We start from the raw sequence: 23,909 nt of genomic DNA, 5'->3' as shown, positions 1-23,909 counted from the left end.
CATTACGCGTGGGGTAATGGCCCTCGCCGAGCCGTTGCCAGTCCACTCACCTTGACGGCCACGGGGTAGGAGGGGCAGGTCAGTTGTCGGGGGAGGGGGCGTACTGGGCGGTGCCGTTGCCGAGCGACCAGTCGATGGACTCGTTCTCGGTGAGGGTGACGAAGACGTTGCGGGGCTCGGTGCCCGCGTACGCGTGGGCCAGCTCGGCGATCCGCTGGTAGAGGGCCCGCTTCTGGTCGGGCGTCCGCCCGGCGCGCAGGGTGATCGCGACGTAGACGATGCCGTGGTCGCGGGGTACGCCGAGATAGCTGTCGTAGCGCAGGGTGCCGCGGGTTCCGTCGTGACCGGCCAGGACCTGGAACCGGTCGTCGGGCGGGATGCCGATCGTCTCGACCAGGGCGTCGTGTACGGCACGGCCCAGGGCGTCGAGGCGATCGCTGTCGGCCCCCAGCGCGTCGATGCGGACGAACGGCATGTCGGGCTCCCCCTTCAGGAATTGAGGCCTGGATCCGGCCTCGTGGTGACGCTGCGACTCCCACTGTACATACTAGTAGGTACAGTAGAGGCATGGGTCGACAGGGCTTGGGGTCGGGGACCAGGCCCTGACGGAGTGTCAGAAGACGGAGAGGCCCGTCAGGGTCGTGAAGCGGTCCAGGGCGGCGACGCCTGCCACCGAGTTGCCGCGTTCGTCGAGGCCCGGGCTCCAGACACAGATCGTGCAGCGGCCGGGCACGACGGCGATGATGCCGCCGCCGACGCCGCTCTTGCCGGGCAGGCCCACGCGGTGCGCGAAGTCGCCGGCCGCGTCGTAGGTGCCGCAGGTCAGCATGACCGCGTTGATCTGCTTGGCCTGGCTGCGGGTGAGCAGGGACGAACCGTCCGCGAGTATCCCGTGCCGGGCCAGGAATCCGGCGGCCCGCGCCAGGTCGGCGCAGGACGCGTCCAGGGAGCACTGGCGGATGTACTGGTCGAGGAGGAGCGGGACCGGGGTCCTGATGTTGCCGTACGACGCCATGAAGTGGGCGAGGGCGGCGTTGCGGTCGCTGTGGGCGGCCTCGGAGGTGGCGACCTGCTCGTTGAAGTCGAGGCCGGCATTGCCGGACTCGGTACGAAGGAAGGTGCGCAGCGTGTCGGCCGCGGTGCCGGTCAAGGCCTGAAGGCGGTCGGTGACGACGAGGGCGCCCGCGTTGATGAACGGGTTGCGCGGGATCCCGGCCTCGTACTCCAGCTGCACCAGGGAGTTGAACGGGTTGCCGGAAGGCTCGCGCCCGACGTGCTCCCACAGCTCCTCGCCCTCGCGGGAGAGGCACAGCGCGAGGGTGAAGACCTTGGTGATGGACTGCGTGGAGAAGGGGTGCTGCCAGTCGCCGACCCCGTACACCGTGCCGTCGAGCTCGGCGACGGCCATGCCGAAACGCTGCGGGTCGGCCGAGGCGAGGACGGGGATGTAGTCGGCCGGGCGGCCGCGGCCCGGGGTGGCCGCGATCTCGGTGGCGATGCGGTCCAGGACCGACTGAAAGGACGAGGACACGCTCAACTTGCTCCGGATTCCTGCGGCACTGCACGACTGCATCACCCTACGACAGGCGGCGCGGTGGTGCGCAGGCGGCGGGGCGGCGCTCGCCGGGGGCCGCGCCATGCGAGGCGCCCCCCCCGGGGGGGGGACCTGGGGGAGCGCGGCCCGTGCGACCCCGAATGCCCGAAGCGCCCAGGCACTCGATCCGTGCCCGGTCGTCTGTGGTGCCGGAGCGGCGGGTAGGGAATCGTTACGTTGGGGCCCAACAGCCATACCCGGGGAGTTCCGTTGCCCGTACCCACGCTACCGCTCAACCCCGTCCACGGCCCGCGCGGCCTTCCTCCGCTGGGCAACCTCCTCGCCTTCGGGAAGGATCCCCTGGGCTTCCTGACCCGCCTGCGCGACGACTTCGGGGACGCCGTGACCTGGTCCCTGGGACCGAGGCGCAGCCTGTTCATCTCCCACCCCGGGCACATCCGGGAGCTGCTCGCGGCGCGCGAGGACACGTACGACATCCTCGAAATCAGCTGGGCGTTCCAGCAGATCACCGGGCAGAGCGTCATTCTCAGCAGGGGCGACGACTGGCGGCGCAAGCGCTCCCTGGTCCAGCCGACCGTCCGGCCGCGACAGGTCCGTTCGTACGCCGACGCCATGGTCGAGTGCGCCGGCGCGGCGGCCGACGGATGGCGTGACGGCGCGCGGATCGACGTCCGCAGGGAGATGGCGCTGATCACCCAACGGATCGTCCTGCGCACCCTGTTCGGCAACGACCTCGGGCAGCAGACCAGGGCTCTCGGTGATGCGATGGAGGTGGCCGAGCAGGCGGTGGGGGCCGAGTTGCGCGGCATCGCCCTCTTCCTGCCCGCCTGGGTACGCACCCCCTCCCGGCGGCGCCTGCTCGCGGCGGTGGCCACCATCGACGGCGAAGTGCACCGGCTCATCCGGGAACGGCAGGCCCGGTCCGCCACCGGGCGACAGGACCCGACCGGCACCGAACGACCCGGCCCGGCCCACCCCGCCGAAGAGCGCGACGACCTGCTCACGAGGCTTCTCGCCGCCCGCGACGAAGAGGGCCGTCCGCTCTCGCCCAAGGAGGTGCGCAACGAGGCTGTCACCCTCTGGGCGGCCGGACATGAGACGACGTCCACGGCGTTGACCTGGGCGTTCCAGCTGCTCGCCCGTGCGCCCGAGGCTCGCGCCCGCCTGGCAGCGGAGCTCCGGGAGGTGCTGGCCGGCCGGCCGCCCACCATCGACGACTACGAGCGCCTCACCTGGACCCAGCAGATCGTGAAGGAGGCCATGCGCCTCTACCCGCCGGTATGGCTCATCCCCGCGGTCGCGCGCGAGGGCGCCACGCTGGGCGGCGCCCGCATCCCGGCCGGAACCATCGTCTGGTGCAGCACGTGGACCACACACCGGGACCCACGCTGGTTCCCGCGGCCCGACCAGTTCCGCCCGGAACGCTGGGACGCCGACGCCCCCGACGAGGTGCCCGACCATGCCTGGTACCCCTTCGGTGGCGGCCCGCGCACCTGCCTCGGCGCCCGCTTCGCCCAGGTCGAGGCCGCCCTGGTCCTCGCCACGCTCGCCCAGCGCTTCCACCTGGACCTGCCCGACACGGAGGTGGCCCCACGCGTAGGCCTGCTCCTGCAGCCGGCCACCCCGCTCCACGCGACCCTGCGAGGCGTCAACTGCCAAGCAAGGCCGACCAGTTGACCTGGCAGCCCATATTCGCGTGCCGGACCGGTTCCGTCCCGGCTATGGTGATCACGTCCAGGTGCGCAGGCAGCGGTTACTTCTTTGGTTGAGCGCCTTCGGGCGTCCGGGTTCGAACCCCGCACACCGCGCGCCGCCCTGATCTCTGGACCCGTGCTCGGCCCCCATCGCTCACTGAGCGGCGGGGGCTTTGTGCTGCGGGGACCGGGCCGTCGTAAATCGCATGCCCTGCCGGGTCCGGTCCGGATACGGTGACCGAGCAGGGGCGCCCGGTGCGTAGGAGATGGGTACTTCGGGTTCAGTGGTCCGGGTTCGAACCCCGGCAGCCGGGAGTGATCCCGGTGGTGGTGTAAGTCAGCACGCTGGATTTACGCACCCATGGCCGATCTTGATCTCGGGCGCCCCTGCCTTGCCGCCCACCGCTGGCACTCCGGACATTCTCTGACTATGGTCAGAGAATGGACGCAGGGCACATCGAGCGGGTACGCCGCTTCAACCGCACCGTCACCGAACGCGTGGGGGTGCTCCACGACCGCTACCTCGGCCGCGACCGCCCCATCGGCGAGGCCCGGCTCCTTTGGGAGATCGGCGAGCAGGGGCAGGACGTACGGGGACTGCGCGAGCGCCTCGGGCTCGACTCCGGGTACGTCAGCCGACTGCTGCGCTCCCTGGAGGGCGACGGGCTCGTGACGGTCGAGCCGCAGCCCCGGGACCGGCGGGTGCGTACCGTCAAGCTCACCGACGCGGGCCGCGCGGAGCGGGCCGTCCTCGACCGGCGCAGCGACGAGCTCGCTGGCTCCCTGCTTGAGCCGCTCAACCCCGCTCAGCGCGCCCGCCTGGTCGCGGCCATGGCCGAGGTCGACCGATTGCTGACCGCCGCGACGGTCATGGTGGACGCCGTCGACCCGGACAGTCCCGACGCCGAGCGCTGTCTGCTGGCGTACTTCACCGAGTTGCAGGAGCGGTTCGACACGGGCTTCGACCCCGGGCTGAGCCTGCTGCCCGACGCCGGTGAACTCCGGTCTCCCCACGGCCTGTTCCTCGTCGCCCGGATGCACGGCGAGCCGATCGGCTGTGCCGGCCTGAAGCTGCCGGCCGACGCCCCGGCCGAGATCAAGCGCATGTGGGTGGCGCCCGCCGCGCGAGGCCTCGGCCTCGGCCGCCGGTTCCTGGCCGAGCTGGAGGCACGGGCCGCCGAGCACGGCCGTGACGTACTGCGCCTGGACACCAACAAGGCGCTCAGCGCCGCGATCGGCCTCTACCACTCGTGCGGCTTCGAGGAGGTTCCCGCCTTCAACGACGAGCCCTACGCCCACCATTGGTTCGAGAAGCGCATCTCCGGGCCCTCGCCGCACTGAGGTTACGCCGGTCCGGTCCTGCCCCGTGACGGTGCGTCAGCTTTGAGTGACCCAATCGCGTGCGGCAGCTCGGGCCGGGGGCCCGGTGTTCAGCGCAATGACGCGAAGCCCCGCGGCCGAACGACCGGACCTGTCAGCCGCGCTGAGCCGCGATCAGTTCCGCCGCCTCCTCGTCCGTGGCCACCGAGGGCGGGGAGCCCTCCAACGGCTTGCGGGCCGTCTCCTTCATGGCGAGCGCGGCCACCAGGCCGACCAGCCCGGCCAGCATCGTGTAGAACGCGGGCATCAGGTCGTTGCCGGTGGCGCCGATCAGCCCCTGGACCACCAGCGGCGTCGTGCCGCCGAACAGCGACACCGAAATGTTGAACCCGATCGAGAGGGAGCCGTAGCGGATCGCGGTGGGGAAGAGCGCGGGCAGCGCCGAGGACATGGTGCCCAGGTAACAGACCAGGGCGAGGCCGAGAGCGAGGAGCCCCACGAAGACCGCGACCGTGCCGCTCTGCTTGATCAGCAGGAAGCTGGGCACCGCGAGCACGATGAAGCCGAGCGAGCCGCCGATGAGGACCGGCCTGCGGCCGACCCGGTCGGAAAGCCGGCCGACGGAGTTGATGAGCGCCATCAGGACGATCATGACGACCACGATGGACATCAGCCCGCCGGTCTCGTTGAAGCCGAGCGTCGAGAGGTACGTCGGCATGTACGAGAGCAGCATGTAGTCGGTGATGTTGAACGCGGCGACCAGCGCCAGGCAGAGCAGCATCGCCCGCCCGTTGCCGAAGAGGATGCGCTTGAGCGGCACCTTCTCGTGCTCGGCGGTGGCGGAGCCCGCCTCCTCCAGCTTCTTGAACGCGGGTGACTCGTCGAGCCTGAGTCGCAGGTAGAGGCCTACGAGCCCGAGCGGCCCCGCCACCAGGAACGGGATCCGCCAGCCCCACTGCTGCATCGCGTCGTCGCTGAGCAGCAGGGTGAGGGCGGTCACGAGCGAGGCGGCCGCCGTGTAGCCGATCAGCGTGCCGAACTCCAGGAAAGAGCCCCAGAACCCGCGGCGCTTGTCGGGCGCGTACTCCGCGATGAACGTGGCGGCCCCGCCGTACTCACCACCGGTCGAGAAACCCTGGACCATGCGGCAGAGGATCAGCAGGACGGGCGCCCAGACGCCGATGGTCGCGTAGCTGGGGATCAGGCCGATGGACAGTGTTGCGGCAGCCATCATGATCATGGTGAGGGCGAGGATCTTCTTCCGGCCGACCCGGTCGCCGAGCGGCCCGAAGAACATGCCGCCGAGCGGCCTGACCAGGAACGCCGCGGCGAACGTCGCCAGTGACGCGATGACCTGCATGGTGTCGCCGGCGCCGGAGAAGAACACCTTGCCGATGATCACGGCGAGGTAGGAGTACACCCCGAAGTCGAACCACTCCATGGCGTTGCCCAGCGCCGTGGCCTTGACCGCGCGTTTGACGGCGGCCTCGTCCGTGACGGTGATGTCCGAACGGCGCAGTACGGGATTGCGTCTGCGGTGGACCGCCCGGAACAGCGAACGGTGCCTGGCGACTGCCTCGGGCGGATGATCCTCGGTGCTCAGCACGCAGTGACTCTTTCGTTAGGCGATAGAAGGGTGCGCCCTACATGGAACTACCTCGACGCGACGCGGTTGCGCGGTGAACGTCCCCGGTCGCCGGACCAAAGCCCCGGGGCGGCAGCGGGACTCAGGTCCCCAATCGCAGCAAAAGGGACTCGTGAGCGGGGGCGGGCTCAGGGCGGCGGGCGGTCCAACCCGAACTCCGTAGGAAGAATTCCAGCAGATTTATCCACCGCTGGCGTCGGATATCCCGGCCATCCGTCCCGCCGCAAATGCGAGCGCGTTTTCCAGCCGCGCAAAGCGCGTGTCGCGGTACGCAAAAGCGAGCGTGGCGCGACACGTTCCGCGCCACGCTCGCCGCATTCGGTTCTCAGCCGATGCCTCAGTCCTTCAAGGCGTCCTTGGCCTTCTCCTTCGCCTGCCGGGCATCGCCCTTGGCCTGGTCGATACGCCCTTCCGCGGTGCGGCGCTCGTTGCCCGCCATGCGCCCGAGCGCTTCCTTCGCCTTGCCCTTGGCCTGTTCGGCCTTCGCCTTCTCGTCGCTCGACATGGAAATACCTCCACATGCGGTCGATCGCGTAATCCGACATGGATACGCATCGCCGCTCCAGCGGATCTTAAACAGGCGGACTACGCAAAAGATGGCGGCGGCCCGACCGGCGCCCGAAGGGCGTGGGCGGTGAAGTCGTCGCTCGAACTCCCCGACCGGCCGCCGGAGCCCACCGGCAGGCCCGTCCACGAGGCGGTGTTCAAGGGGGCGATCTGGTACGGGGCCCAGGGCGAGCCGCACTTCGTGAGACTGGCCGCGTCGGGCCGGCGCCCACCGATGCGACCCCAGGTCCGGGCCCACCTAGAAGTGGGCCTGCGTCCCGTCATCGACCGCGCTCGTCCTGGCCGACACCGGTAGTCGGTCCACTGCGGAGACACGCCTCCAACTCCCGGTGGAATAGCGCTGGTTGACCACCCGCACCCCGGCGGTCAGGCCGCCTGGAGCTGAGTCAGCGTCTGACGCAGCTCCTCACGCAGGGCGCGTCCCGCTGCCTCGGCGTCGCCCTCGGTGATGGCGTCCACGAGGGCGGCGTGCCCGGCGTCCCCATGGTCCGGCTCGTCGGTCCGCAGGCCGAGGAGGTCCACCAGGTCGATCAGACCCTGGCGCAGCGCGGGGACGAATTCGGTGAACAGGGCGGTCAGGACGGGGTTGTGCGCTGCGGCGACCACGGCCGCGTGCAGGGCGATGTCGGCGTCGACGAACTCCGCGCTGCTGCCGTTCGAGGCGCTCCGCCGCCCGGCCAGCGCCGATTCGATGGCGCCGAGATCCTCACCGGTACGCCGCCGAGCCGCCAACTGGGCCGCCTCGACCTCCATGACCATGCGGACTTCGTAGACGTCGGCCACGGCTGCCCGGCGGAGCTGGCTGGGCCAGTCCTCCCTGGGGCTTGTGGCGATGACGAACACGCCGGAGCCCTGGCGTGCCTGTACGAGCCCCGCTCCGGCGAGCGCGCGCAGTGCTTCCCGGACCGTCGAGCGCCCGACGCCGAGGATCCGCGCGAGCGAGGTCTCGCCGGGGAGCTTCGTCCCCACGGGCCACTCCTCCCCGACGATCTGTTCGCGCAGCCGGTCAGTGGCCTGCTCTACCAGGGGAGTTGGCCGCAGAGCGCCCAGCGGCATCCGAGGTCACCTTCTTTCAGTTCTCAGGTTGTCTGAGGAGTTCAACTGTGGTTACTGTACCGGCATGTTGCTGCACGAGCTCCTTCTCGGCTGCCGCTGCGGGGTCTGACACGACCGGCACCCCGCAGCGGGTGCCAGGCCGCGCCGGTCACCACACGGCTGACCGAAAGAAGCTCTGTCTCATGACTTCCCCCGGAACCGGGACGTTCCCCACGCTCCGCACTCCGTCCGCCGCCGTACCGCAGGACGCGCCCGCCTGGAATCCGCAGCGCCCGAGCGCGATGCCGCACCACCGATACCGGCCCGCGCACGATCGGGTCGCGCTGCCGCTGACCGACCGGACCTGGCCGTCGCGGCGGCTCGAACGGGCCCCGCTGTGGGTGCCCGTGGACCTGCGCGACGGCAACCAGGCACTCGCCGAACCCATGGACACCGCGCGCAAGCGGCGGATGTTCGACCTCCTGGTCACCATGGGATTCAAGGAGATCGAGGTCGGCTACCCCTCGGCGAGCCAGACCGACTTCGACTTCGTACGCCATCTGGCGACTAGCGGCGCGGTACCCGAGGACGTGACCGTCTCCGTCTTCACCCCGGCCCGCCGCGACCTGATCGACCGGACCGTCGACTCCGTCGAAGGGCTGCCGCGCACCCTGATCCACCTCTACACCGCCACCGCGCCGGTGTGGCGGGACGTGGTCCTCGGGCGTTCCCGGGCCGAGGTCCACCGACTGATCCTGGAAGCCGGGACCCAGCTGATGCGGCGCGCCGGGCAACTGCGGGGCACCGACGTCCGGTTCGAGTTCTCACCCGAGGTCTTCAACCTCACGGAGCCGGACTTCGTCCTGGAAGTCTGCGACAGCATGACCGAGCTGTGGCAGGCGACCCCCGACCGGCCGGTGGTGCACAATCTGCCGGCCACGGTGGAGATCGCCACGCCCAATGTGTACGCGGACCAGATCGAGTACATGCACCGCCACCTGGCGCGGCGCGACTCGGTCATCCTCTCCGTGCACCCGCACAACGACCGGGGCACCGGTGTCGCATGCGCCGAACTCGCCGTCCTGGCCGGGGCGCAGCGCGTGGAAGGCTGCCTGTTCGGCAACGGTGAGCGGACGGGGAACGTCGACCTGGTCACGCTGGCTCTGAACCTGTACGCGCAGGGGGTGAACCCGATGGTCGACTTCTCCGACATCGACGCCGTGCGCGAGGTGGTGGAGCACTGCAACCGGCTGCCGGTCCACCCGCGCCACCCCTACGGCGGCGACCTCGTCCACACCGCGTTCTCCGGAACACACCAGGACGCCATCTCCAAGGGCATGGCTCACCACGCGAAGCGGGCGGCGGAGCTGGGCGTCCCGGCGCGGGAGGCGCCCTGGGAGGTGCCGTATCTGCCGATCGATCCGAGTGACGTCGGGCGTACGTATGAGGAAGTCATCCGCATCAACTCCCAGTCCGGCAAGGGCGGCATCGCCCATCTGCTGCACACCCACCACGGCCTGGACCTGCCCAAGGCCATGCGCCCGGACTTCTCCCGCACGGTGCAGCGGGCCACCGACGCCGGCGGCCGGGAGCTCTCGCACGAGGACCTGTGGGAACTGTTCCGCACCACCTACATCACACCCGGTGTGGACGGTCCCTGCACGCTGGTCTCCTGGGAGACGGGTGAAGTCCGGCCGGGGGAGCACGAGTTCAGCTGTGTCCTGCGTACGGACGGTGGGGAGCGCACGCTGTACGGAACCGGCAACGGGCCGCTGTCGGCCTTCACCGACGCCCTCGCGACGGCCGGGATCACGGTCGACATCCTCACCTACGCCGAGCACTCCACAGGTACCGGACCGGGCAGCCCCGCCGTCGCCTACGCCGAATGCCGGGTGGCTGACGTCATGTGCTGGGGTGCGGGCTGGGACACCTCCATCCTCTCCGCCTCGGTCCACGCGGTGATGGCCGCCGTCAACCGTGCCGGGCGGGGCTGACCATGGACACGACCCCCGTCATCCGGGTGAAGAACGTCGACGTCGTCCGCGACGGCAAGCCGATCCTGTGCGACGTGTCGCTGACCGTACGGCCGGGAGAACACTGGGCGCTGCTCGGCGCCAACGGCGCGGGCAAGAGCACGCTGCTCAGCCTTCTCGGAGCACTCGTGCATCCAACGCGGGGCGCCGTCGAGGTCCTGGGGCACGCACTCGGCCGAGTCGACATGCGCCAACTGCGCACGTACATCGGCCATGTCGACCCACGGCATGCGGTGCGCTCTCCTCTCAGGGTCCGTGACGTGGTGCTGACCGGGCTGACGAATACGAGTGAGTGGGTACCGCGCTGGACGCCCACGGCGGAGCAGGCCGCGCGGGCCGAGCGGCTCACCGCTCTGCTCGGCCTCGCCGAACGCCACGAGGCCCGGTGGCCGACCCTGTCCCAGGGCGAAAGAGGCCGGGCGCTGATCGCGCGGGCCCTCATGCCGAGCCCCCGGCTGCTCCTGCTCGACGAGCCGGCGACCGGCCTCGACGTCGCCGGACGGGAGCAGCTCATCGAACGCGTCGACGCGCTCCAACTCGCCGACCAGGAACTGTCGTCGGTCCTGGTCACCCACCACCTGGAGGAACTTCCGCCGGGCACGACCCATGTGATGCTGCTGCGCGAGGGCCGCGCGCTGGCCCTTGGCCCGGCGGAGGACGTCCTGACCAGCGACCAGGTGAGCACGTGCTTCGCCCACCCGATCCACCTCACCCGCGCGGACGGCCGCTGGAACGTGAGGGCGGGCCGGGAGGCTCAGGAGCGGGTGGGCTGACGGGGCGAGGGGTGCACGCCGGTTGGTGTGACAACGGCCCTCGCGCGGGAGGCGGGTGTTCCTCTCAGCCGCGGCCGAAGAGGCGCTTCAAGCGGCCCGGGCGGGGTCCGGGTGACGCGCGGCGACGGCCCGCACCAACTGCTCGAACGGCCGCACCGCGGGCCGCTGTTCCTCGGGCAGGGGGTCCGGCAGATGCCCCGCGATCCGGGACACGGACCGCGCCAGCGCGTCCGGGCTGAGCGCCCGGGCCAGTTCGGCATCGGTGAGCCAGGCCGCGTCGGCCCAGGGCGTGCCGGGTGCGAAGCCGATGGCCGAGGCGATGAGCCCGACCGCGGTGTCCCGGTCCCCTGCGGCCGCCTCGACGTGGGCTCGGCAGACCAGCGTGCCCAGGTACGTTTCCCCTTCGAGGGGGAAGAGGTCCCGGGCCGCGGCGGCGCCGCCTGCCTTCGCGCACAGCTCCGCCAGGGCCTCGTGCAACTCGGGCAGTTGCGGCTCGCCGAGCATGGCGTCGGCCAGGTGCTTCGCCGCGTGGGGGAGGTCGTCGCTGTGGAGGGCGAGCCTGGCCACCGACACCTCTCCCTCCGCCGCCAGCCGTTCGTCGCCGCACTCCGGGTGCTGCATGCCCCACTCCCCACCTGAAACCAAGACCGTGTCGAGCGCAGAGGTTATCCGCAGGGCCTGAGCCGCCCGGGCAGGGGGCCAGGGCCACGCTCGCAAAACGGTTTGACGCTCGGCCGCACCCGGCGGTGGGATGGCGGCCCATGAGCGCAGAGCAGATGCATCACGGTCAGCACCCCGTGGACGATGACCTCGTACGGGCGCTGATCGCCGGGCAGTTGCCGCAGTGGGCCGGGCTCGCGGTGGAGCGGTTTCCGTCTGGCGGGACCGTCAACGCCATGTATCGCCTGGGCGACGACATGGTCGTACGGCTGCCGCTGGTCGAGGGCGGGGCCCCGGACGTGTCGCTGGAGCAGGAGTGGCTGCCTCGCCTCGCGCCACTGCTGCCCATTGCCATTCCCGAGGTGGTCGGCGTCGGGGAGCCGGCTGAGGGGTACCCGTGGCCATGGTCGGTGTACCGGTGGCTGGGCGGAGAGACCCCCGAAGCCGGGGCGCTCACCGAGCCCGTACTCGTCGCCGGGGATCTCGCCGGATTCGTGATGGCGATGCGGAGCATCACCCTGCCCGGGGCACCAACGGCCCACCGGGGAGGGCAACTTGGTTCGCTCGATACCGAGACCCGCGCGGCGATCGAGCAGCTTCGGGCGATTCCGGAGGAGGGCATCGACTGCGATGCGGTGGCGGCCGTGTGGGAGGACGCCGTGCGGGCCCCGGGCTGGGGCGGCCCGCCGGTGTGGCTGCACGCCGATCTCATGCCGGGCAACCTCCTGGTGGACGCGGGCAGGCTCACCGCAGTGATCGACTTCGGCTGCCTGGGGATGGGCGACCCGGCCTGCGATCTGTTCCCCGCGTGGAACCTCCTCCCGGCCGGTGCGAGGCGGGTCTTCCGCGAGGCCGTCGGTGTGGACGACGCGACCTGGAACCGCGGCCGGGCGCGAGCGCTCTCCCAGGCGCTGATCGCGCTGCCCTACTACCGCACGACGAACCCGGCGATGGCGCTCAACGCCCGCCATGTGATCCGCGAAGTCCTGGCTGAGTAACTGACGTGCTGTGTGCGGGAGTTGAGGGTGTGCGGTGGCGCCCCGGGCGGGTCGTCGACCTGTCCGGGGCGCGGCACGGCGGGTTCAGGCGAGCGGCTTCTCCAGCACGGACTTGCGGTGGCTGAACGTCTCGATCGAGTAGCGGCCGTGGTAGCTGCCCATGCCGCTCTCGCCGACCCCGCCGAACGGCAGGTCGGAGACGGTCAGATGGGCGAGCGGCAGGCCGAACCCGAGGCCTCCGGACGACGTCTCGGCGGCCAGGCGCTCGCGCGTGGTGTCCGAGTCGGTGAAGGCGTACAGGGCCAGCGGCTTGTCGCGGTCGTTGATGAACTCGATGGCCTCGTCCAGGCCTGCCACCGTGACGATCGGCAGGATCGGGCCGAAGATCTCCTCCCGCATGACCGGCGCCTTGGGGTCGACGTCGGCCAGGACGGTGGGCGCGATGTACTTGGTGGCCCGGTCGGTGGCGCCGCCGGTCACGGCACGGCCCGAGTCGAGCAGCGAGCTGAGCCGGTCGAAGTGCCGTTCGTTGACGATCCGGCCGTACTCCTTGGAGCTCTGCGGCTCGGCTCCGAAGAGTGCCTCGACGGCGCGGGCGAACAGGGGCTCCAGCGCGCGGGCGGTCTCCGGGTCGGTCAGGACGTAGTCGGGCGCGACACAGGTCTGGCCGGCGTTGAGGAACTTGCCCCGGGCCAGCCGGTCGGCGACGACGGACAGGTCGGCGCCGCGGTCGACGAATGCCGGGGACTTGCCGCCCAGTTCGAGGGTGACCGGGGTGAGATGCTCGGCGGCGGCCCGCATCACGATGCGGCCGACCGTGCCGTTGCCGGTGTAGAAGATGTGGTCGAAGCGCTCGGCGAGCAGCGCGGTGGTCTCGGGTACGGCGCCTTCGACGACGGCGACCGCGGCGGTGTCGAGGTACTGCGGCAGCAGGCGGGCGATGGCCGAGGAGGCGGCGGGGGCCAGCTCGCTGGGCTTGACGACGACCGCGTTCCCGGAGGCCAGCGCGCCGAGCATCGGGGTCAGCAGGAGCTGGACCGGATAGTTCCAGGGAGCGATGACGAGGACCACGCCCAGCGGGTCGTACTGCGTCCAGGCCGACGCGTCCGGGCCGAGGTGCGCGGGCACCGGGGCGGGCTCCGGCCGCAGCCACTCGGCGAGGTGCTCCAGGGTGTGGTCGATCTCGCGAATCGTGAAGTCGATCTCGGTACGGAAGGCTTCGGTCGAGCTCTTGCCCAGGTCGGCGTGGAGGGCTTCCGCGAGGTCGGCGCCGTGGATCGTGAGCATCTCGCGCAGCCGGCGCAGCTGGGTGGTGCGCCACTCGACGGGCTTGGTGCGGCCGGAGCGGAAGGCGGCGCGCAGCCGGGCGACGATCTCGGCGGGCTGCTCGGGGGTGTGGTCGTTCACGGTGCCTCGCTGATCAGTGCCGACCCGACCGCCGGGAGGGCGGTGAGGTCGAGCCGATTGGTTCGATGCAGATGCCAACCATTGAGGTTCGTAAATAAATTCCGGATCGACGGAGATCGACGGAAAATACTTTGCGTGACGGGTCCGGTACGGGCGCGGGGCAGCCGGCGGGACGACCCCTGATCTACATGTGGGGCCGGCCGTAGTACCGCCCGAACTGCTCCAGGTAGGAGGGCTCACCGGCATGTTTGGCCGCGTCGTACTCGGGAGCGCTTCGGATCTCGTCCTTGGTCCGGTTCACGTAGACCGTTTCCGTGGCGGCGTCGATGGCCTCGATGGTTCCGACGGGCAGGAGTACGTGCCTGCCGAAGATCCATGCTCCGGTGTCGACCACGAGGTGGGCGGCGTCGACGGCTTCGGAGTGCTTGTCGATCTTCCCGATGTGACCGTCGGTGGCTTCCACCCGGTAGCCGACGAGGTCAACTCCTGCCCGATACCCGGCAGTTGGCTGAAACTTCCAGATCTCGTCGCTCACCATCGTGCCTCTCCGGTGCGGGTGGACGGGCCGTCGCTGATTGCCGTGAACGTACGTCGCCGCCGAGAGTGCCGCCACCTCGGCCACCATGCGCGCGCTCACACAGTGTGACGCTCCGGGGTGCGGACCGTGCGGGTGTGGGGTCACGATGGAAGGCGCTCCAGGGCCGGCCACCGTCCGACGGTGACTCCGGCGCCCGGAGGGGCGTCGACACCCGCCACACCTTCCTCGTCCTTCGTCCGATCCCGGAGCAGATGATGCTGTCACCCCACTCGTACGTCGTCCATGAGCTCCTGGCCCTCCTGCGCAGCCGGGAACGCAGGGCCGCCCAGTCGCCGTGGGACGCCCGCGCGCGACAGGCGCGGGACGACGCGGCGTACACACTGTGCGTCCTGATGGGGGAGCGGACCACCGCCGCCGCCGTGGAATCGGCCGAGCGGCATCTCGCACACAGTCGCGGTGTGGTGCTGCCGAACGTTGCCCTGGCCCCGGACCGGGCTGTCTGACGAGCGCGGGCTATGCCCTGGTCGGGAGGTAGGGGCCGGGGCCCTTGAGGGTGCGGTGGATGGGGACGGTCGCCGTGTGGCGCAGGCCGGGCAGGGTGGACACCGACTCGGTGAGATAGCGGTAGAAGAGCTGCGCCGTCGGGACGTCGATGCTTGCGTACAGGTTGGCCGTGCCGGTCACGGCGGCGGCGAAGGACACCTGCGGGTGCGCGGCGAGCGCCTCGCCCGCCTCCGCCAGGCGGGACGGGTCGATCTCCAGCCACAGGGCCGCCCGGAAGTTCCGCTGCAGGACGTCCGGGTGGTACTCGACGTCGAAGTAGAGGACCCCGGCCGTCCTGAGTTCCGTGATGCGACGGCGCACCGTCGAGGGCGACAGGCCGGTCGCGGCGGCCAGTTCACCGGGCGCCGCCCGGCCGTCCCGCGCCAGCAGATCGAGCAGCTGCCGGTCGCTGTCGTCCAGCGTCACCGCGGGTGTGTCGGCCGTGGCCCGCACCGGGGCGAGGGGAGGCGTGAGTCGTGCGACCTGCGCGGCCGTCAGAGGTCCGCTCTTGTTGATGGTGCCGAGGTCCTGGCCGAAGAAGACGTGCAACAGGCAGTGCGCCGAGACATCCAGCACCTGAGGTGTGCGCGGCAGCTTCTGCAGGAGCGGTGACTCCTCGATGCCGGCGCCCCGGGTCCGCACCGAGCAGGAGATCTCGGTGCCACCCGAGCTGAGGTTGACCCACGTGGTGTCCGTGCGCCGGGCCATCGCCGCGCCGATCGAAGCCGCCGCATCGGGCGTGCACCGTACGCGCACGACCCACGGGGAGTCGCCGAGCCGCTGCGGGTCGGTCAGGCCCAGGACCCGGAGCTTGCCGGCGGAGCGCAGTCTCGACCAGCGCCGGGCGGCCGTCTGGTCGGACACCCCGAGGGCGTCGGCGATCTCGCGGAACGATGCCCGGCCGTTGATCTGAAGGGCATGCGCGAGCGCCAGGTCCTCCTCCGACAGTTCGCGATCCGTGCGGTCGAGGATGTCGAGATACGTCTTCATGGGACCCATGATGTCGGATCTGAGCAAGGTGCCAGCCGTGGCTCATGGGAATCGCCTGCGGTGCCCAAGACTCGCTCACAGGGGCCACGCCGTGATCAAGAGCGCGATTCAGGCCCCCGACACCTGCTCGATCCGATCGGAGAACCTGACATGCGCAAGTGGTGGCCCCTGACGGCGGTCTGCCTTGGCGCCTTCATCCTGCTGGTGGACGTGACCATCGTGAACGTGGCACTGCCCAGCATGGCTGACGACCTCGACGCCTCCTTCACCTCGCTGCAATGGGTGATCGACGGATACGCCCTGGCCCTCGCCGCCCTGCTCCTGGCCTCCGGCTCCCTCGCGGACCGGTTCGGCCACCGGCGGTTCTACGTCTACGGCCTGGCTCTCTTCGCCGCGGCCTCCCTGGTGTGCGGCCTCGCACCCAGCGTGGGCGTGCTGATCGCCGCCCGCGTAGTGCAGGGCATCGGCGGCGCCGCCATGTTCGCCACGGCCCCCGCCCTCCTGCTCACCTCGTACCAGGGCAGGGACCGGGGTACGGCCTTCGGGGTGTGGGGCGCGGCCAACGGAGCCGCCGCCGCGGCCGGCCCGCTGCTCGGCGGTCTGCTCACCGAGCACATCAGCTGGCCGACGATCTTCTGGGTCAATCTGCCCGTCGCGGCTGTCGCCATCGCCATGACACTGCGCGTGGTCCGGCCCGACCAGCCCCGTACGGTAGCCGCGAAAGCCCGCGTCGACCTGCCCGGTGCGGCCGCCTTCACCGTCGCCGCGGGCAGCCTCACCTACGGACTCATCCGTGGCGGGGAGGCGGGCTGGACCGGGGCCGAGACCCTGGCGACGTTCGCCGTCACCGCCCTGGCGCTCGTCGCGTTCGTGGTGATCGAGCACCGAACCGCGCGACGCGGCGGCGCCCCGATGCTGGATCTGGCGCTCCTGCGCCGGCCGTCGTTCGCGGGTCTGATGAGCGGCGCGCTGCTGCTCCAGGGCAGCGCCTTCGGCTGTCTGGTCCTGGTCTCGTTGTGGCTTCAGTCCGTACTGGGGCTCAGCCCGGTCGCGGCGGGCCTCGCGCTGACCCCGCTGGCCGCGGCGTCCTTCGTCGTGGCCGTCTTCGCCGGGCGCCACATCCAGCGCCTTGCCCCGCGCGTGCCGATCGGTGCGGGACTGCTCCTCGTCGCGGCGGGCATGCTGTTGCTGCGCGCCGGGATGACCGCCGACGCGGGGCGGGCCTCCCTCCTGTGGGGCCTCGTGGTCACCGGTATCGGGGTGGGTCTGGCCACGCCGGTGCTCGTCTCGGCCGCCACCTCGACCGTGCCGCCCCAGCGGGCGGGCATGGCGGGCGGTGCGGTCAACACGTTCCGCCAGCTGGGCATGACTCTGGCCATCGCGGTCCTCGGCGCCGTCTTCACCAACCGCGCGGCCGCCCTGCTCGCCGACTCCGGCACGGTGCCCGACGCCGACCAGGGCGCGGCCGCGCTGGCCGCGGGCCAGGCGCAGCACCTCGTCGACGCGGCACCCGCCGCACATCACGACGCGGCGCGACGCCTCGTGCACCAGGCCTTCGCGACCGGCCTCGACCGCGTCTTCCTGCTGTCGGCCATCGCGGCGGCCCTCGGCGGGCTGATCGTCCTGGCGCTCGTACGACCGCCGGCCCGGGCTGCCACGGGCGTGACCGGCGGCGGCCCCTCGGCGGCATCGGCGCCGCGCCCCCGGCGGGATTCGGTGTCGACGGGGGTGTGACCGGGCCCGACCTCGGGCGACCTCCTATCAGGTCAACAGGCCCTGTACATCAGCGAGTTCGGGGCCCGACGAACACGATGACGGAGGCCACCTGCTCCCGCTTGGGGTGGGTGTCCGCGCCGCCGAGACCGTAGTGGGTTTCTACGCGCTCGACGACGAGGGGATGGCCCGTGAGCCACAGGGTGACGGTCTGCCCGACGGCCGGGATGGGCAACGGGCCTTCGAACATGGCGAGTTCGACCGCCTCGGCGCTGTCCGTCGTATGGACGAACGTCATGATCTGACGGGTGCGTGTGAAGTCCTGCTCGAAGTCGACCTTGTCGCGGGCGGCCAGGGTGGAGGTGATGGCATCGGGAAGGCTCATGGGGTCATCATCGCGCCTCGTCCGCCCGCGCAGGGTCCCCCAAGCCCCTGGCCGATCTCGGCCAGGGGCTTCGGAGCGCCCGCCCACGGCCATCGGGGGTACGTGCCCGAACCGATCAGGAATGGAGAAGCGCGCCCACCGGGCCGCAATTAGCGTGGTCGTCATGAGGCACACCGGGGCGGTGTGACCCACGAATCCAGGAGCGATCATGACCACCACCGGCTCTTCCACCCAGGGCATCAAGACCGTGCTGCACCCCGTCTCCGACCTGGCGGCGGCCAAGGCGGTGTACACCGCTCTGCTCGGTGTGGCGCCGCAGAGCGACGAGCCGTACTACGTCGGCTACGAGGCCGAGGGACAGCAGATCGGGCTGGTCCCGGGCGGCGCGGAGCAGGGCATGACCGGGCCGGTGGCGTACTGGCACGTGCCGGACATCGAGGCGAAGCTCGCCGAGGTGACCGCCGCGGGAGCCAAGGTGAAGGACTCCCCTCGCGACGTGGGCGGCGGTCGCCTGGTGGCCACCTTCACCGACCCCGACGGCAATGTCCTCGGGCTGCTCCAGGACCGATGAGCGCGGACCGCCCGCCGGCCGCAGCGGCACCGACCCGCCCCGGCCGGTCCCGCGGACCACGCCGGACCATTGCCGCGGCGGCGGCGACGAAGTAGAACCGTACGTACTGCCCGCACGTGCTGACAGCGCCGGGCGGACCGGGCCGGGCGACACCGGCGGGAACCGCGCACGCGGCCCGTCCCACAGATGGAGAACACGATAAGCATGGCCAAGAGGACGGACCCGCAGTCGCCTGCGCCGCACGCTGCCGACAGCCACGACCTGATCCGCGTGCACGGCGCGCGCGAGAACAACCTCAAGGACGTCAGCATCCAGATCCCGAAGCGCCGGCTCACGGTGTTCACCGGTGTCTCCGGCTCGGGCAAGAGCTCGCTGGTGTTCAACACGATCGCGGCCGAGTCGCAGCGGCTGATCAACGAGACGTACAGCGCGTTCGTACAGGGCTTCATGCCGAGCCTGGCACGGCCCGAGGTCGACGTGCTCGACGGCCTGACCACCGTGATCACCGTCGACCAGCAGCGGATGGGCGCCGACCCGCGGTCCACGGTCGGCACCGCCACCGACGCCAACGCGATGCTGCGCATCCTCTTCAGCCGCCTCGGCAAGCCGCACATCGGCCCGCCCAGCGCGTACTCCTTCAACACCGCGTCGGTGAGGGCGAGCGGTGCGATCACCGTAGAGCGGGGCAACAAGACCAAGGCGCAGAAGGCGACCTTCAGCCGCACCGGCGGCATGTGCGTCCGCTGCGAGGGCCGGGGCGCGGTCTCCGACATCGACCTCACCCAGCTGTACGACGACTCGAAGTCGCTCTCCGAAGGCGCGTTCACCATCCCCGGCTGGAAGTCGGACAGCCAGTGGACCGTGCAGGTCTACGCCCAGTCCGGCTTCGTCGACCCAGACAAGCCGATCCGCGAGTACACCAAGAAGGAACTGCGGGACTTCCTCTACGGGGAGCCGGTCAAGGTGAAGGTCAACGGGGTCAACCTCACCTACGAAGGGCTCATCCCCAAGATCCAGAAGTCGTTCCTGGCCAAGGACAAGGAGGCGCTGCAGCCGCACATCCGGGCCTTCGTGGAGCGCGCGGTCACCTTCACCGTCTGTCCCGAGTGCGACGGAACCCGGCTCAGCGAGGGCGCCAGGTCGTCGAAGATCAAGCGGATCAGCATCGCGGACGCCTGCGCGATGGAGATCCGCGACCTGGCGGAGTGGGTACGCGGCCTCAAGGAACCTTCCCCAAGCTCTTCGAGCAGGGGATACCCCACCGTCGCGCCGCTGCTCACCGCGCTCCAGCAGACCCTCGACTCGTTCGTCGAGATCGGCCTCGGCTACCTCGCGCTCGACCGGCCCGCGGGCACCCTGTCCGGCGGTGAGTCGCAGCGCGTCAAGATGATCCGCCACCTCGGGTCCTCGCTCACCGATGTCACGTACGTCTTCGACGAGCCCACCGCGGGCCTGCATCCGCATGACATCCAGCGGATGAACGAGTTGCTGCTCCGCCTGCGGGACAAGGGCAACACGGTGCTCGTCGTCGAGCACAAGCCGGAGATGATCGCGATCGCCGACCACGTCGTGGACCTCGGGCCGGGCGCCGGTGCGGCGGGCGGCGCGGTCTGCTTCGAGGGCTCCGTCGAGGCGTTGCGGGCCGGCGACACCATCACAGGGCGGCATCTGGACGACCGGACCACCGTCAAGGAGACGGTGCGCGAGTCCAGTCACGCACTGAAGATCCGCGGCGCGACGGCGAACAACCTGCGCGACGTCGACATCGACATCCCGCTCGGCGTGCTGACGGTCGTCACCGGCGTCGCAGGATCCGGCAAGAGCTCGCTCGTGCACGGTTCGATCCCGGCCGGCGAGGGCGTGATCTCGGTCGACCAGAGCCCGATCAAGGGTTCGCGACGCAGCAACCCGGCGACGTACACGGGACTGCTCGACCCGATCCGCAAGGCGTTCGCGAAGGTCAACGGCGTGAAGCCGGCGCTGTTCAGCGCCAACTCCGAGGGCGCCTGCCCCACGTGCAACGGCGCCGGGGTGATCTACACCGACCTCGGCATGATGGCGGGCACCGCCACCACCTGCGAGGACTGCGAGGGCAAGCGGTTCGACGCCTCGGTGCTCGACTACCACCTCGGCGGCCGCGACATCAGCGAGGTCCTCGCGATGTCGGTGACCGAGGCCGAGGAGTTCTTCGGCGCGGGCGAGGCACACACCCCGGCCGCACACCGCATCCTCGAACGGCTCGTGGACGTCGGACTCGGCTACCTCACCATCGGCCAGCCGCTGACCACCCTTTCCGGCGGCGAGCGGCAGCGGCTCAAGCTGGCGACCCACATGGGCGACAAGGGCGGTGTGTACGTCCTGGACGAGCCGACCACGGGCCTGCACCTCGCCGACGTCGCGCAACTCCTCGGCCTGCTCGACCGGTTGGTGGACTCCGGCAAGTCCGTCATCGTCGTCGAGCACCACCAGGCGGTCATGGCGCACGCCGACTGGATCATCGACCTCGGCCCCGGCGCGGGCCACGACGGCGGCCACATCGTCTTCGAAGGCACCCCGGCCGACCTGGTCGCCGACCGCTCGACCCTGACGGGGGAGCACCTGGCGGCGTATGTGGGTGGGTGACTGAGGTCTCCGTATCCGCCTCTGCCCGCCCCGCTTGGCGGGGCGGGGCGGGCAGAGGATGCCGCGGGCTTCGTAAGACAGGCAGTGAGGGAGTCAACTCCCAGTCCGCTGGCGGCAGTTACGCTACCTCGTCCTGGCGGTGTTCCACCACGAGGAACGTGTCGCTGTCGAGGTCCATCACCACCGTGGCAGCGCGGCCACGCCTCCTGAGTTGAGCCGCATACTCCTCGGCCGGCCAGGAACCGCGCGGGTCACCGGCAGGAAAACGCCCAAGCACCGACATCGGAGCAGCCTCCCCTTCGAACCGTCACTCGTACGGCGCGCCTGCCCTCGAATCGTCAGGGCATGCCCCCTGCGTTCCCCCGTGCTTCCCGTGCGACGAGCCCGAGGCTCGGGTCGACTTCCGCCAACTCGCAACTGATGTCCCATAGTTGGGCAGCCAAGGTCGTGTCGGTGAGATGGCTCCACAACTGCTCGCAGCGTGGTTTGCCGCGCAAGCCGAAGACCCGCGGTCCCCACAGCCGGCCACCCGCGATCCCCGGATCGAGAACGGCTCTCACCGCGGGCCACGCCCCGGCGTGCTTGCCCTGGAGGATGACACCTGCGGGCAGGCCACGCAGTCGCTCGCCGGCGGTGCGCACATGTACGGGTGGCCGCGAGGGGGTGAGCGAGTCCAGGGCGCCGCCGGGGTGGACCACCACGCTGGACACCGCACTGCCGGACGTGCGCAGCCGGCGGTCGAGTTCGAGGGCGAAGTGCATCTGGGCCAGCTTCGACCGCCCGTACGTGCGCTTGGGCCGGTAGTCCTCGGCGGATTGCAGGTCATCCAGATCGAGTCGCTCGGACTTCGCCGCGAAGCTGCCCACCGTCACGACGCGGGCGGCCGGTGCGGCCGAAAGGAGGGGTGCGAGCCATCGGGTCAGTGCGAGGTGCCCGAGGTGGTTGGTGGCGAACATCAGCTCGTGTCCGTCCCGGGTCTCGCGGCGCGGCGGATCGTCGAGCGCCACCCCCGCGTTGTGGACCACCGCGTCCAGATGGTCCAGCTCCAACGTTTCCACAGCGGGTCGCAAGGACCTCAACTCGGCCAGATCCAGGCGCACTTGGCGAATCCGCGCACCAGGAACCCGGGACCGGATGGAGACCGCGGCGGCCTCGGCCTTCGCCGGGTTCCGGCTGCCGAGCACGACGGTGGCTCCGGTAGCGGCGAGCTGCTCCGCGACGAAGTATCCGATGCCGGCGTTCCCGCCGGTCACCAGGAAGATCTTGCCCTCGGCGCGCGGGGGGCGATGCACGTCCCATGGTTGGGGCTGGGGTGCGGTGGGCCTCATGGACGCTCCTTGAGCCTGGGAAGCGGGAAGTGACGGGGCGCGGGCGGGGCGGGTTGCCCCCCACGACCGCGGTGCCCTCAACCTCGCACCCCCCACCGACAGCTCACCGATGGCTCACCTACACGCGGCGACACCCCGAGCGCCGAAACGCCGGACGGTCCGCGCTCGCCGGGCGGAAAGCCGACATACCTATACGATCTCGGCCGCACAGGGTGCCGCGCGTTCGGGCCCCTCCACAAGCCGCCGCGATGCGGCGGGATGCGGAAGGAACGCTCCAGCGATGAGAACAAGGCTCGCCCGTTCGGTGACCACACTCGCGGCCGCTGTCGCGCTCGTGACCGGGAGCGCGGTCTTCGCCTCCGGCGCGCAGGCACGGACCGGGCCGGACACGGCCGGGGTGCGCGCCGCGCTGCAACGCGTACTGGCGGCAGGCGCACCGGGCGCGTTCGCCGTGATCCGGGATCACCGCGACCCAGGACTCGACCGGACGCTGACCGTCGGCGAGGCCGACCTGGACGGCACACCCATGCGGGCGGATGCGCGCTTCAGGGTCGGCAGCAACACCAAGATGTTCACCGCGGCCGTCGTGATGCGCCTGGCCGAACAGGGCCGTCTCGATCTGGACGAGCCGTTGCGCGACTACCTGCCGGCCGGGACGCTGCCGATGAACTGGCCGATCACCGCACGCCAGGTCCTTGAACACCGCGCCGGAGTCTACGACCACATCAACGATCTCCTTGAGCAGGGCGGAGAGGAGACCACGGCCGCCTTCGAGGCGCGCATCCGCAACACCGTGTACGAGCCCCGGGATCTCGTGGCCCTGTCGGTGAAGCACGGGTTGCAGTACGCGCCGGGAACCGCCTACGCGTACTCGAACTCCGGCTTCGTCCTGTTGGCGCTGGCCGCAGAGCACCTCACCGGGCGCCCCTACGCCGAGCTGTTGCGCGAGCAGATCTTCGCGCCGCTCGGGCTGCGCCGGACGTCCTTCACCGTGCCCGCGAAGCGCATCGCCGGCCGGCACATCACGGGCTATCTGACCCATGACGACCACCGCGAGCCGCTCCTGGATTCGACCGAGCAGACCGCGTCCTGGATCTGGAGCGCGGGCGGCATCGTCTCCTCCGCGCGCGACCTCGACCGCTTCCTGACCGCTCTGCTCGCCGGGAGCGCCGGAGGGCTGGTCTCGGACGACTCGCTACGGCAGATGACCAGGGTGCTGCCCACGGGCACGCCGAAGATCGCTTACGGGCTCGGGATCCGGCAGATCTCCCTGTCCTGCGGCAAGGTGCTCGGCCACGGCGGAATCGTCCAGGGCTACCAGTCGCAGGCGTTCTCCACGCCGGGCGGGGAGCGCACGGTCGTCGTCTTCGCCAACGCCTCCAACAACGGTGCCGTGACGGAGGGGCTGATGGGCGCGCTTGAGCCCGCGTTCTGCGGCAGGCCTTCGGCTGTTGCCCCGCGCCACTCACGCACCCCAGACGCGCGGGACGCCCAGGTGATCCCGGCCGTCGAGGACGCGCGTATCTGAGAGG

At 70.7% G+C, this 23,909-nt stretch carries 22 protein-coding genes; 11 read left to right on the top strand and 11 right to left on the bottom strand.

Going from position 1 to position 23,909, the window contains the following annotated elements:
* Window positions 1-79: 79 nt before the first annotated feature.
* Both ADK54_RS38835 and ADK54_RS38830 read right to left on the bottom strand, forming a co-directional pair.
* Window positions 80-475, bottom strand: a complete 396-nt coding sequence (locus ADK54_RS38835; RefSeq protein WP_053730527.1) for a tautomerase family protein — start codon at window positions 473-475, stop codon at window positions 80-82.
* A gap of 138 nt (window positions 476-613) precedes the next feature.
* On the bottom strand, window positions 614-1,573 hold the full coding sequence (locus ADK54_RS38830) for a glutaminase (RefSeq protein WP_053730526.1): 960 nt from the start codon (window positions 1,571-1,573) through the stop codon (window positions 614-616).
* A 231-nt stretch (window positions 1,574-1,804) separates the two neighbouring features.
* Here ADK54_RS38830 and ADK54_RS38825 point away from each other — a divergent pair, with 231 nt between their 5' ends.
* Window positions 1,805-3,232, top strand: coding sequence for a cytochrome P450 (locus ADK54_RS38825; protein ID WP_053730525.1), 1,428 nt, complete (start codon window positions 1,805-1,807; stop codon window positions 3,230-3,232).
* A gap of 458 nt (window positions 3,233-3,690) precedes the next feature.
* Window positions 3,691-4,590, top strand: a complete 900-nt coding sequence (locus ADK54_RS38820) for a bifunctional helix-turn-helix transcriptional regulator/GNAT family N-acetyltransferase (RefSeq protein ID WP_053730524.1) — start codon at window positions 3,691-3,693, stop codon at window positions 4,588-4,590.
* A 133-nt stretch (window positions 4,591-4,723) separates the two neighbouring features.
* Here the strand turns inward: ADK54_RS38820 and ADK54_RS38815 are convergent, their stop codons facing one another.
* Both ADK54_RS38815 and ADK54_RS44310 read right to left on the bottom strand, forming a co-directional pair.
* Entirely contained in the window at window positions 4,724-6,175 is a 1,452-nt protein-coding gene (locus ADK54_RS38815) for an MFS transporter (protein ID WP_053730523.1), read from the bottom strand.
* A gap of 376 nt (window positions 6,176-6,551) precedes the next feature.
* Window positions 6,552-6,719 (bottom strand): CsbD family protein, encoded by a 168-nt coding sequence (locus ADK54_RS44310; RefSeq protein ID WP_078966972.1) that lies wholly within the window; start codon window positions 6,717-6,719, stop codon window positions 6,552-6,554.
* Window positions 6,720-6,848: 129 nt separating this feature from the next.
* Here ADK54_RS44310 and ADK54_RS46480 point away from each other — a divergent pair, with 129 nt between their 5' ends.
* Window positions 6,849-7,076 carry a hypothetical protein gene (locus tag ADK54_RS46480; RefSeq protein ID WP_159048021.1) on the top strand — a complete coding sequence of 76 codons (228 nt, stop codon included), beginning with the start codon at window positions 6,849-6,851 and terminating at the stop codon, window positions 7,074-7,076.
* A gap of 71 nt (window positions 7,077-7,147) precedes the next feature.
* On the opposite strand, the gene ADK54_RS38810 is transcribed toward ADK54_RS46480, so the two are convergent.
* Window positions 7,148-7,837 carry a FadR/GntR family transcriptional regulator gene (locus ADK54_RS38810; RefSeq protein ID WP_053730522.1) on the bottom strand — a complete coding sequence of 230 codons (690 nt, stop codon included), beginning with the start codon at window positions 7,835-7,837 and terminating at the stop codon, window positions 7,148-7,150.
* A gap of 182 nt (window positions 7,838-8,019) precedes the next feature.
* On the opposite strand from ADK54_RS38810, the gene leuA reads away from it, so the two are divergent.
* Window positions 8,020-9,810 carry a 2-isopropylmalate synthase gene (gene leuA, locus ADK54_RS38805; protein WP_053730521.1) on the top strand — a complete coding sequence of 597 codons (1,791 nt, stop codon included), beginning with the start codon at window positions 8,020-8,022 and terminating at the stop codon, window positions 9,808-9,810.
* A gap of 2 nt (window positions 9,811-9,812) precedes the next feature.
* Window positions 9,813-10,622 (top strand): ABC transporter ATP-binding protein, encoded by an 810-nt coding sequence (locus ADK54_RS38800; RefSeq protein ID WP_053730520.1) that lies wholly within the window; start codon window positions 9,813-9,815, stop codon window positions 10,620-10,622.
* Between the two features lie 87 nt (window positions 10,623-10,709).
* Here the strand turns inward: ADK54_RS38800 and ADK54_RS38795 are convergent, their stop codons facing one another.
* Window positions 10,710-11,243: a hypothetical protein gene (locus tag ADK54_RS38795; protein ID WP_053730519.1), complete on the bottom strand. Its 534-nt coding sequence runs from the start codon at window positions 11,241-11,243 to the stop codon at window positions 10,710-10,712.
* A gap of 140 nt (window positions 11,244-11,383) precedes the next feature.
* On the opposite strand from ADK54_RS38795, the gene ADK54_RS38790 reads away from it, so the two are divergent.
* Window positions 11,384-12,280 (top strand): aminoglycoside phosphotransferase family protein, encoded by an 897-nt coding sequence (locus ADK54_RS38790; RefSeq protein WP_199827134.1) that lies wholly within the window; start codon window positions 11,384-11,386, stop codon window positions 12,278-12,280.
* Between the two features lie 84 nt (window positions 12,281-12,364).
* Here the strand turns inward: ADK54_RS38790 and ADK54_RS38785 are convergent, their stop codons facing one another.
* On the bottom strand, window positions 12,365-13,687 hold the full coding sequence (locus tag ADK54_RS38785) for an aldehyde dehydrogenase family protein (RefSeq protein WP_053730517.1): 1,323 nt from the start codon (window positions 13,685-13,687) through the stop codon (window positions 12,365-12,367).
* A gap of 184 nt (window positions 13,688-13,871) precedes the next feature.
* A complete protein-coding gene (locus ADK54_RS38780; protein ID WP_420717476.1) occupies window positions 13,872-14,324 on the bottom strand; it encodes a PRC-barrel domain-containing protein in 453 nt (150 codons plus the stop codon).
* 35 nt (window positions 14,325-14,359) lie between these two features.
* On the opposite strand from ADK54_RS38780, the gene ADK54_RS38775 reads away from it, so the two are divergent.
* Window positions 14,360-14,728 (top strand): DUF5133 domain-containing protein, encoded by a 369-nt coding sequence (locus ADK54_RS38775; RefSeq protein ID WP_053730516.1) that lies wholly within the window; start codon window positions 14,360-14,362, stop codon window positions 14,726-14,728.
* 10 nt (window positions 14,729-14,738) lie between these two features.
* On the opposite strand, the gene ADK54_RS38770 is transcribed toward ADK54_RS38775, so the two are convergent.
* Entirely contained in the window at window positions 14,739-15,758 is a 1,020-nt protein-coding gene (locus ADK54_RS38770; protein ID WP_053730581.1) for an Lrp/AsnC family transcriptional regulator, read from the bottom strand.
* Between the two features lie 150 nt (window positions 15,759-15,908).
* On the opposite strand from ADK54_RS38770, the gene ADK54_RS38765 reads away from it, so the two are divergent.
* On the top strand, window positions 15,909-17,492 hold the full coding sequence (locus ADK54_RS38765) for an MFS transporter (protein ID WP_078966971.1): 1,584 nt from the start codon (window positions 15,909-15,911) through the stop codon (window positions 17,490-17,492).
* 49 nt (window positions 17,493-17,541) lie between these two features.
* Here the strand turns inward: ADK54_RS38765 and ADK54_RS38760 are convergent, their stop codons facing one another.
* The gene (locus ADK54_RS38760; protein ID WP_053730515.1) at window positions 17,542-17,856 is read right to left on the bottom strand and encodes a hypothetical protein; all 315 of its coding nucleotides are present in this window, start codon (window positions 17,854-17,856) and stop codon (window positions 17,542-17,544) included.
* A 208-nt stretch (window positions 17,857-18,064) separates the two neighbouring features.
* On the opposite strand from ADK54_RS38760, the gene ADK54_RS38755 reads away from it, so the two are divergent.
* Both ADK54_RS38755 and ADK54_RS38750 read left to right on the top strand, forming a co-directional pair.
* A complete protein-coding gene (locus tag ADK54_RS38755; RefSeq protein ID WP_053730514.1) occupies window positions 18,065-18,427 on the top strand; it encodes a VOC family protein in 363 nt (120 codons plus the stop codon).
* Window positions 18,428-18,625: 198 nt separating this feature from the next.
* A complete protein-coding gene (locus ADK54_RS38750; RefSeq protein ID WP_053730580.1) occupies window positions 18,626-21,049 on the top strand; it encodes an excinuclease ABC subunit UvrA in 2,424 nt (807 codons plus the stop codon).
* A gap of 338 nt (window positions 21,050-21,387) precedes the next feature.
* Here the strand turns inward: ADK54_RS38750 and ADK54_RS38745 are convergent, their stop codons facing one another.
* Window positions 21,388-22,377 (bottom strand): SDR family NAD(P)-dependent oxidoreductase, encoded by a 990-nt coding sequence (locus ADK54_RS38745; protein ID WP_053730513.1) that lies wholly within the window; start codon window positions 22,375-22,377, stop codon window positions 21,388-21,390.
* 280 nt (window positions 22,378-22,657) lie between these two features.
* Between ADK54_RS38745 and ADK54_RS38740 the strand changes: the two genes are divergently transcribed.
* On the top strand, window positions 22,658-23,905 hold the full coding sequence (locus ADK54_RS38740; RefSeq protein ID WP_063802153.1) for a serine hydrolase domain-containing protein: 1,248 nt from the start codon (window positions 22,658-22,660) through the stop codon (window positions 23,903-23,905).
* The last annotated feature ends 4 nt before the right edge of the window (window positions 23,906-23,909 follow it).

It is taken from the genome of Streptomyces sp. WM6378 (assembly GCF_001279695.1).
GTDB lineage: Bacteria > Actinomycetota > Actinomycetes > Streptomycetales > Streptomycetaceae > Streptomyces.
This window is presented reverse-complemented; position numbering and strand designations above follow the sequence as displayed.

Coding starts and splice junctions, on each gene's coding strand:
- ADK54_RS38835 (WP_053730527.1), bottom strand. CDS start 475: ATGCCGTTCGTCCGCATCGACGCGCTGGGGGCCGACAGCGATCGCCTC.
- ADK54_RS38830 (WP_053730526.1), bottom strand. CDS start 1,573: ATGCAGTCGTGCAGTGCCGCAGGAATCCGGAGCAAGTTGAGCGTGTCC.
- ADK54_RS38820 (WP_053730524.1), top strand. CDS start 3,691: ATGGACGCAGGGCACATCGAGCGGGTACGCCGCTTCAACCGCACCGTC.
- ADK54_RS44310 (WP_078966972.1), bottom strand. CDS start 6,719: ATGTCGAGCGACGAGAAGGCGAAGGCCGAACAGGCCAAGGGCAAGGCG.
- ADK54_RS38810 (WP_053730522.1), bottom strand. CDS start 7,837: ATGCCGCTGGGCGCTCTGCGGCCAACTCCCCTGGTAGAGCAGGCCACT.
- leuA (WP_053730521.1), top strand. CDS start 8,020: ATGACTTCCCCCGGAACCGGGACGTTCCCCACGCTCCGCACTCCGTCC.
- ADK54_RS38800 (WP_053730520.1), top strand. CDS start 9,813: ATGGACACGACCCCCGTCATCCGGGTGAAGAACGTCGACGTCGTCCGC.
- ADK54_RS38795 (WP_053730519.1), bottom strand. CDS start 11,243: ATGCAGCACCCGGAGTGCGGCGACGAACGGCTGGCGGCGGAGGGAGAG.
- ADK54_RS38790 (WP_199827134.1), top strand. CDS start 11,384: ATGAGCGCAGAGCAGATGCATCACGGTCAGCACCCCGTGGACGATGAC.
- ADK54_RS38770 (WP_053730581.1), bottom strand. CDS start 15,758: ATGAAGACGTATCTCGACATCCTCGACCGCACGGATCGCGAACTGTCG.
- ADK54_RS38765 (WP_078966971.1), top strand. CDS start 15,909: ATGCGCAAGTGGTGGCCCCTGACGGCGGTCTGCCTTGGCGCCTTCATC.
- ADK54_RS38760 (WP_053730515.1), bottom strand. CDS start 17,856: ATGAGCCTTCCCGATGCCATCACCTCCACCCTGGCCGCCCGCGACAAG.
- ADK54_RS38755 (WP_053730514.1), top strand. CDS start 18,065: ATGACCACCACCGGCTCTTCCACCCAGGGCATCAAGACCGTGCTGCAC.
- ADK54_RS38745 (WP_053730513.1), bottom strand. CDS start 22,377: ATGAGGCCCACCGCACCCCAGCCCCAACCATGGGACGTGCATCGCCCC.
- ADK54_RS38740 (WP_063802153.1), top strand. CDS start 22,658: ATGAGAACAAGGCTCGCCCGTTCGGTGACCACACTCGCGGCCGCTGTC.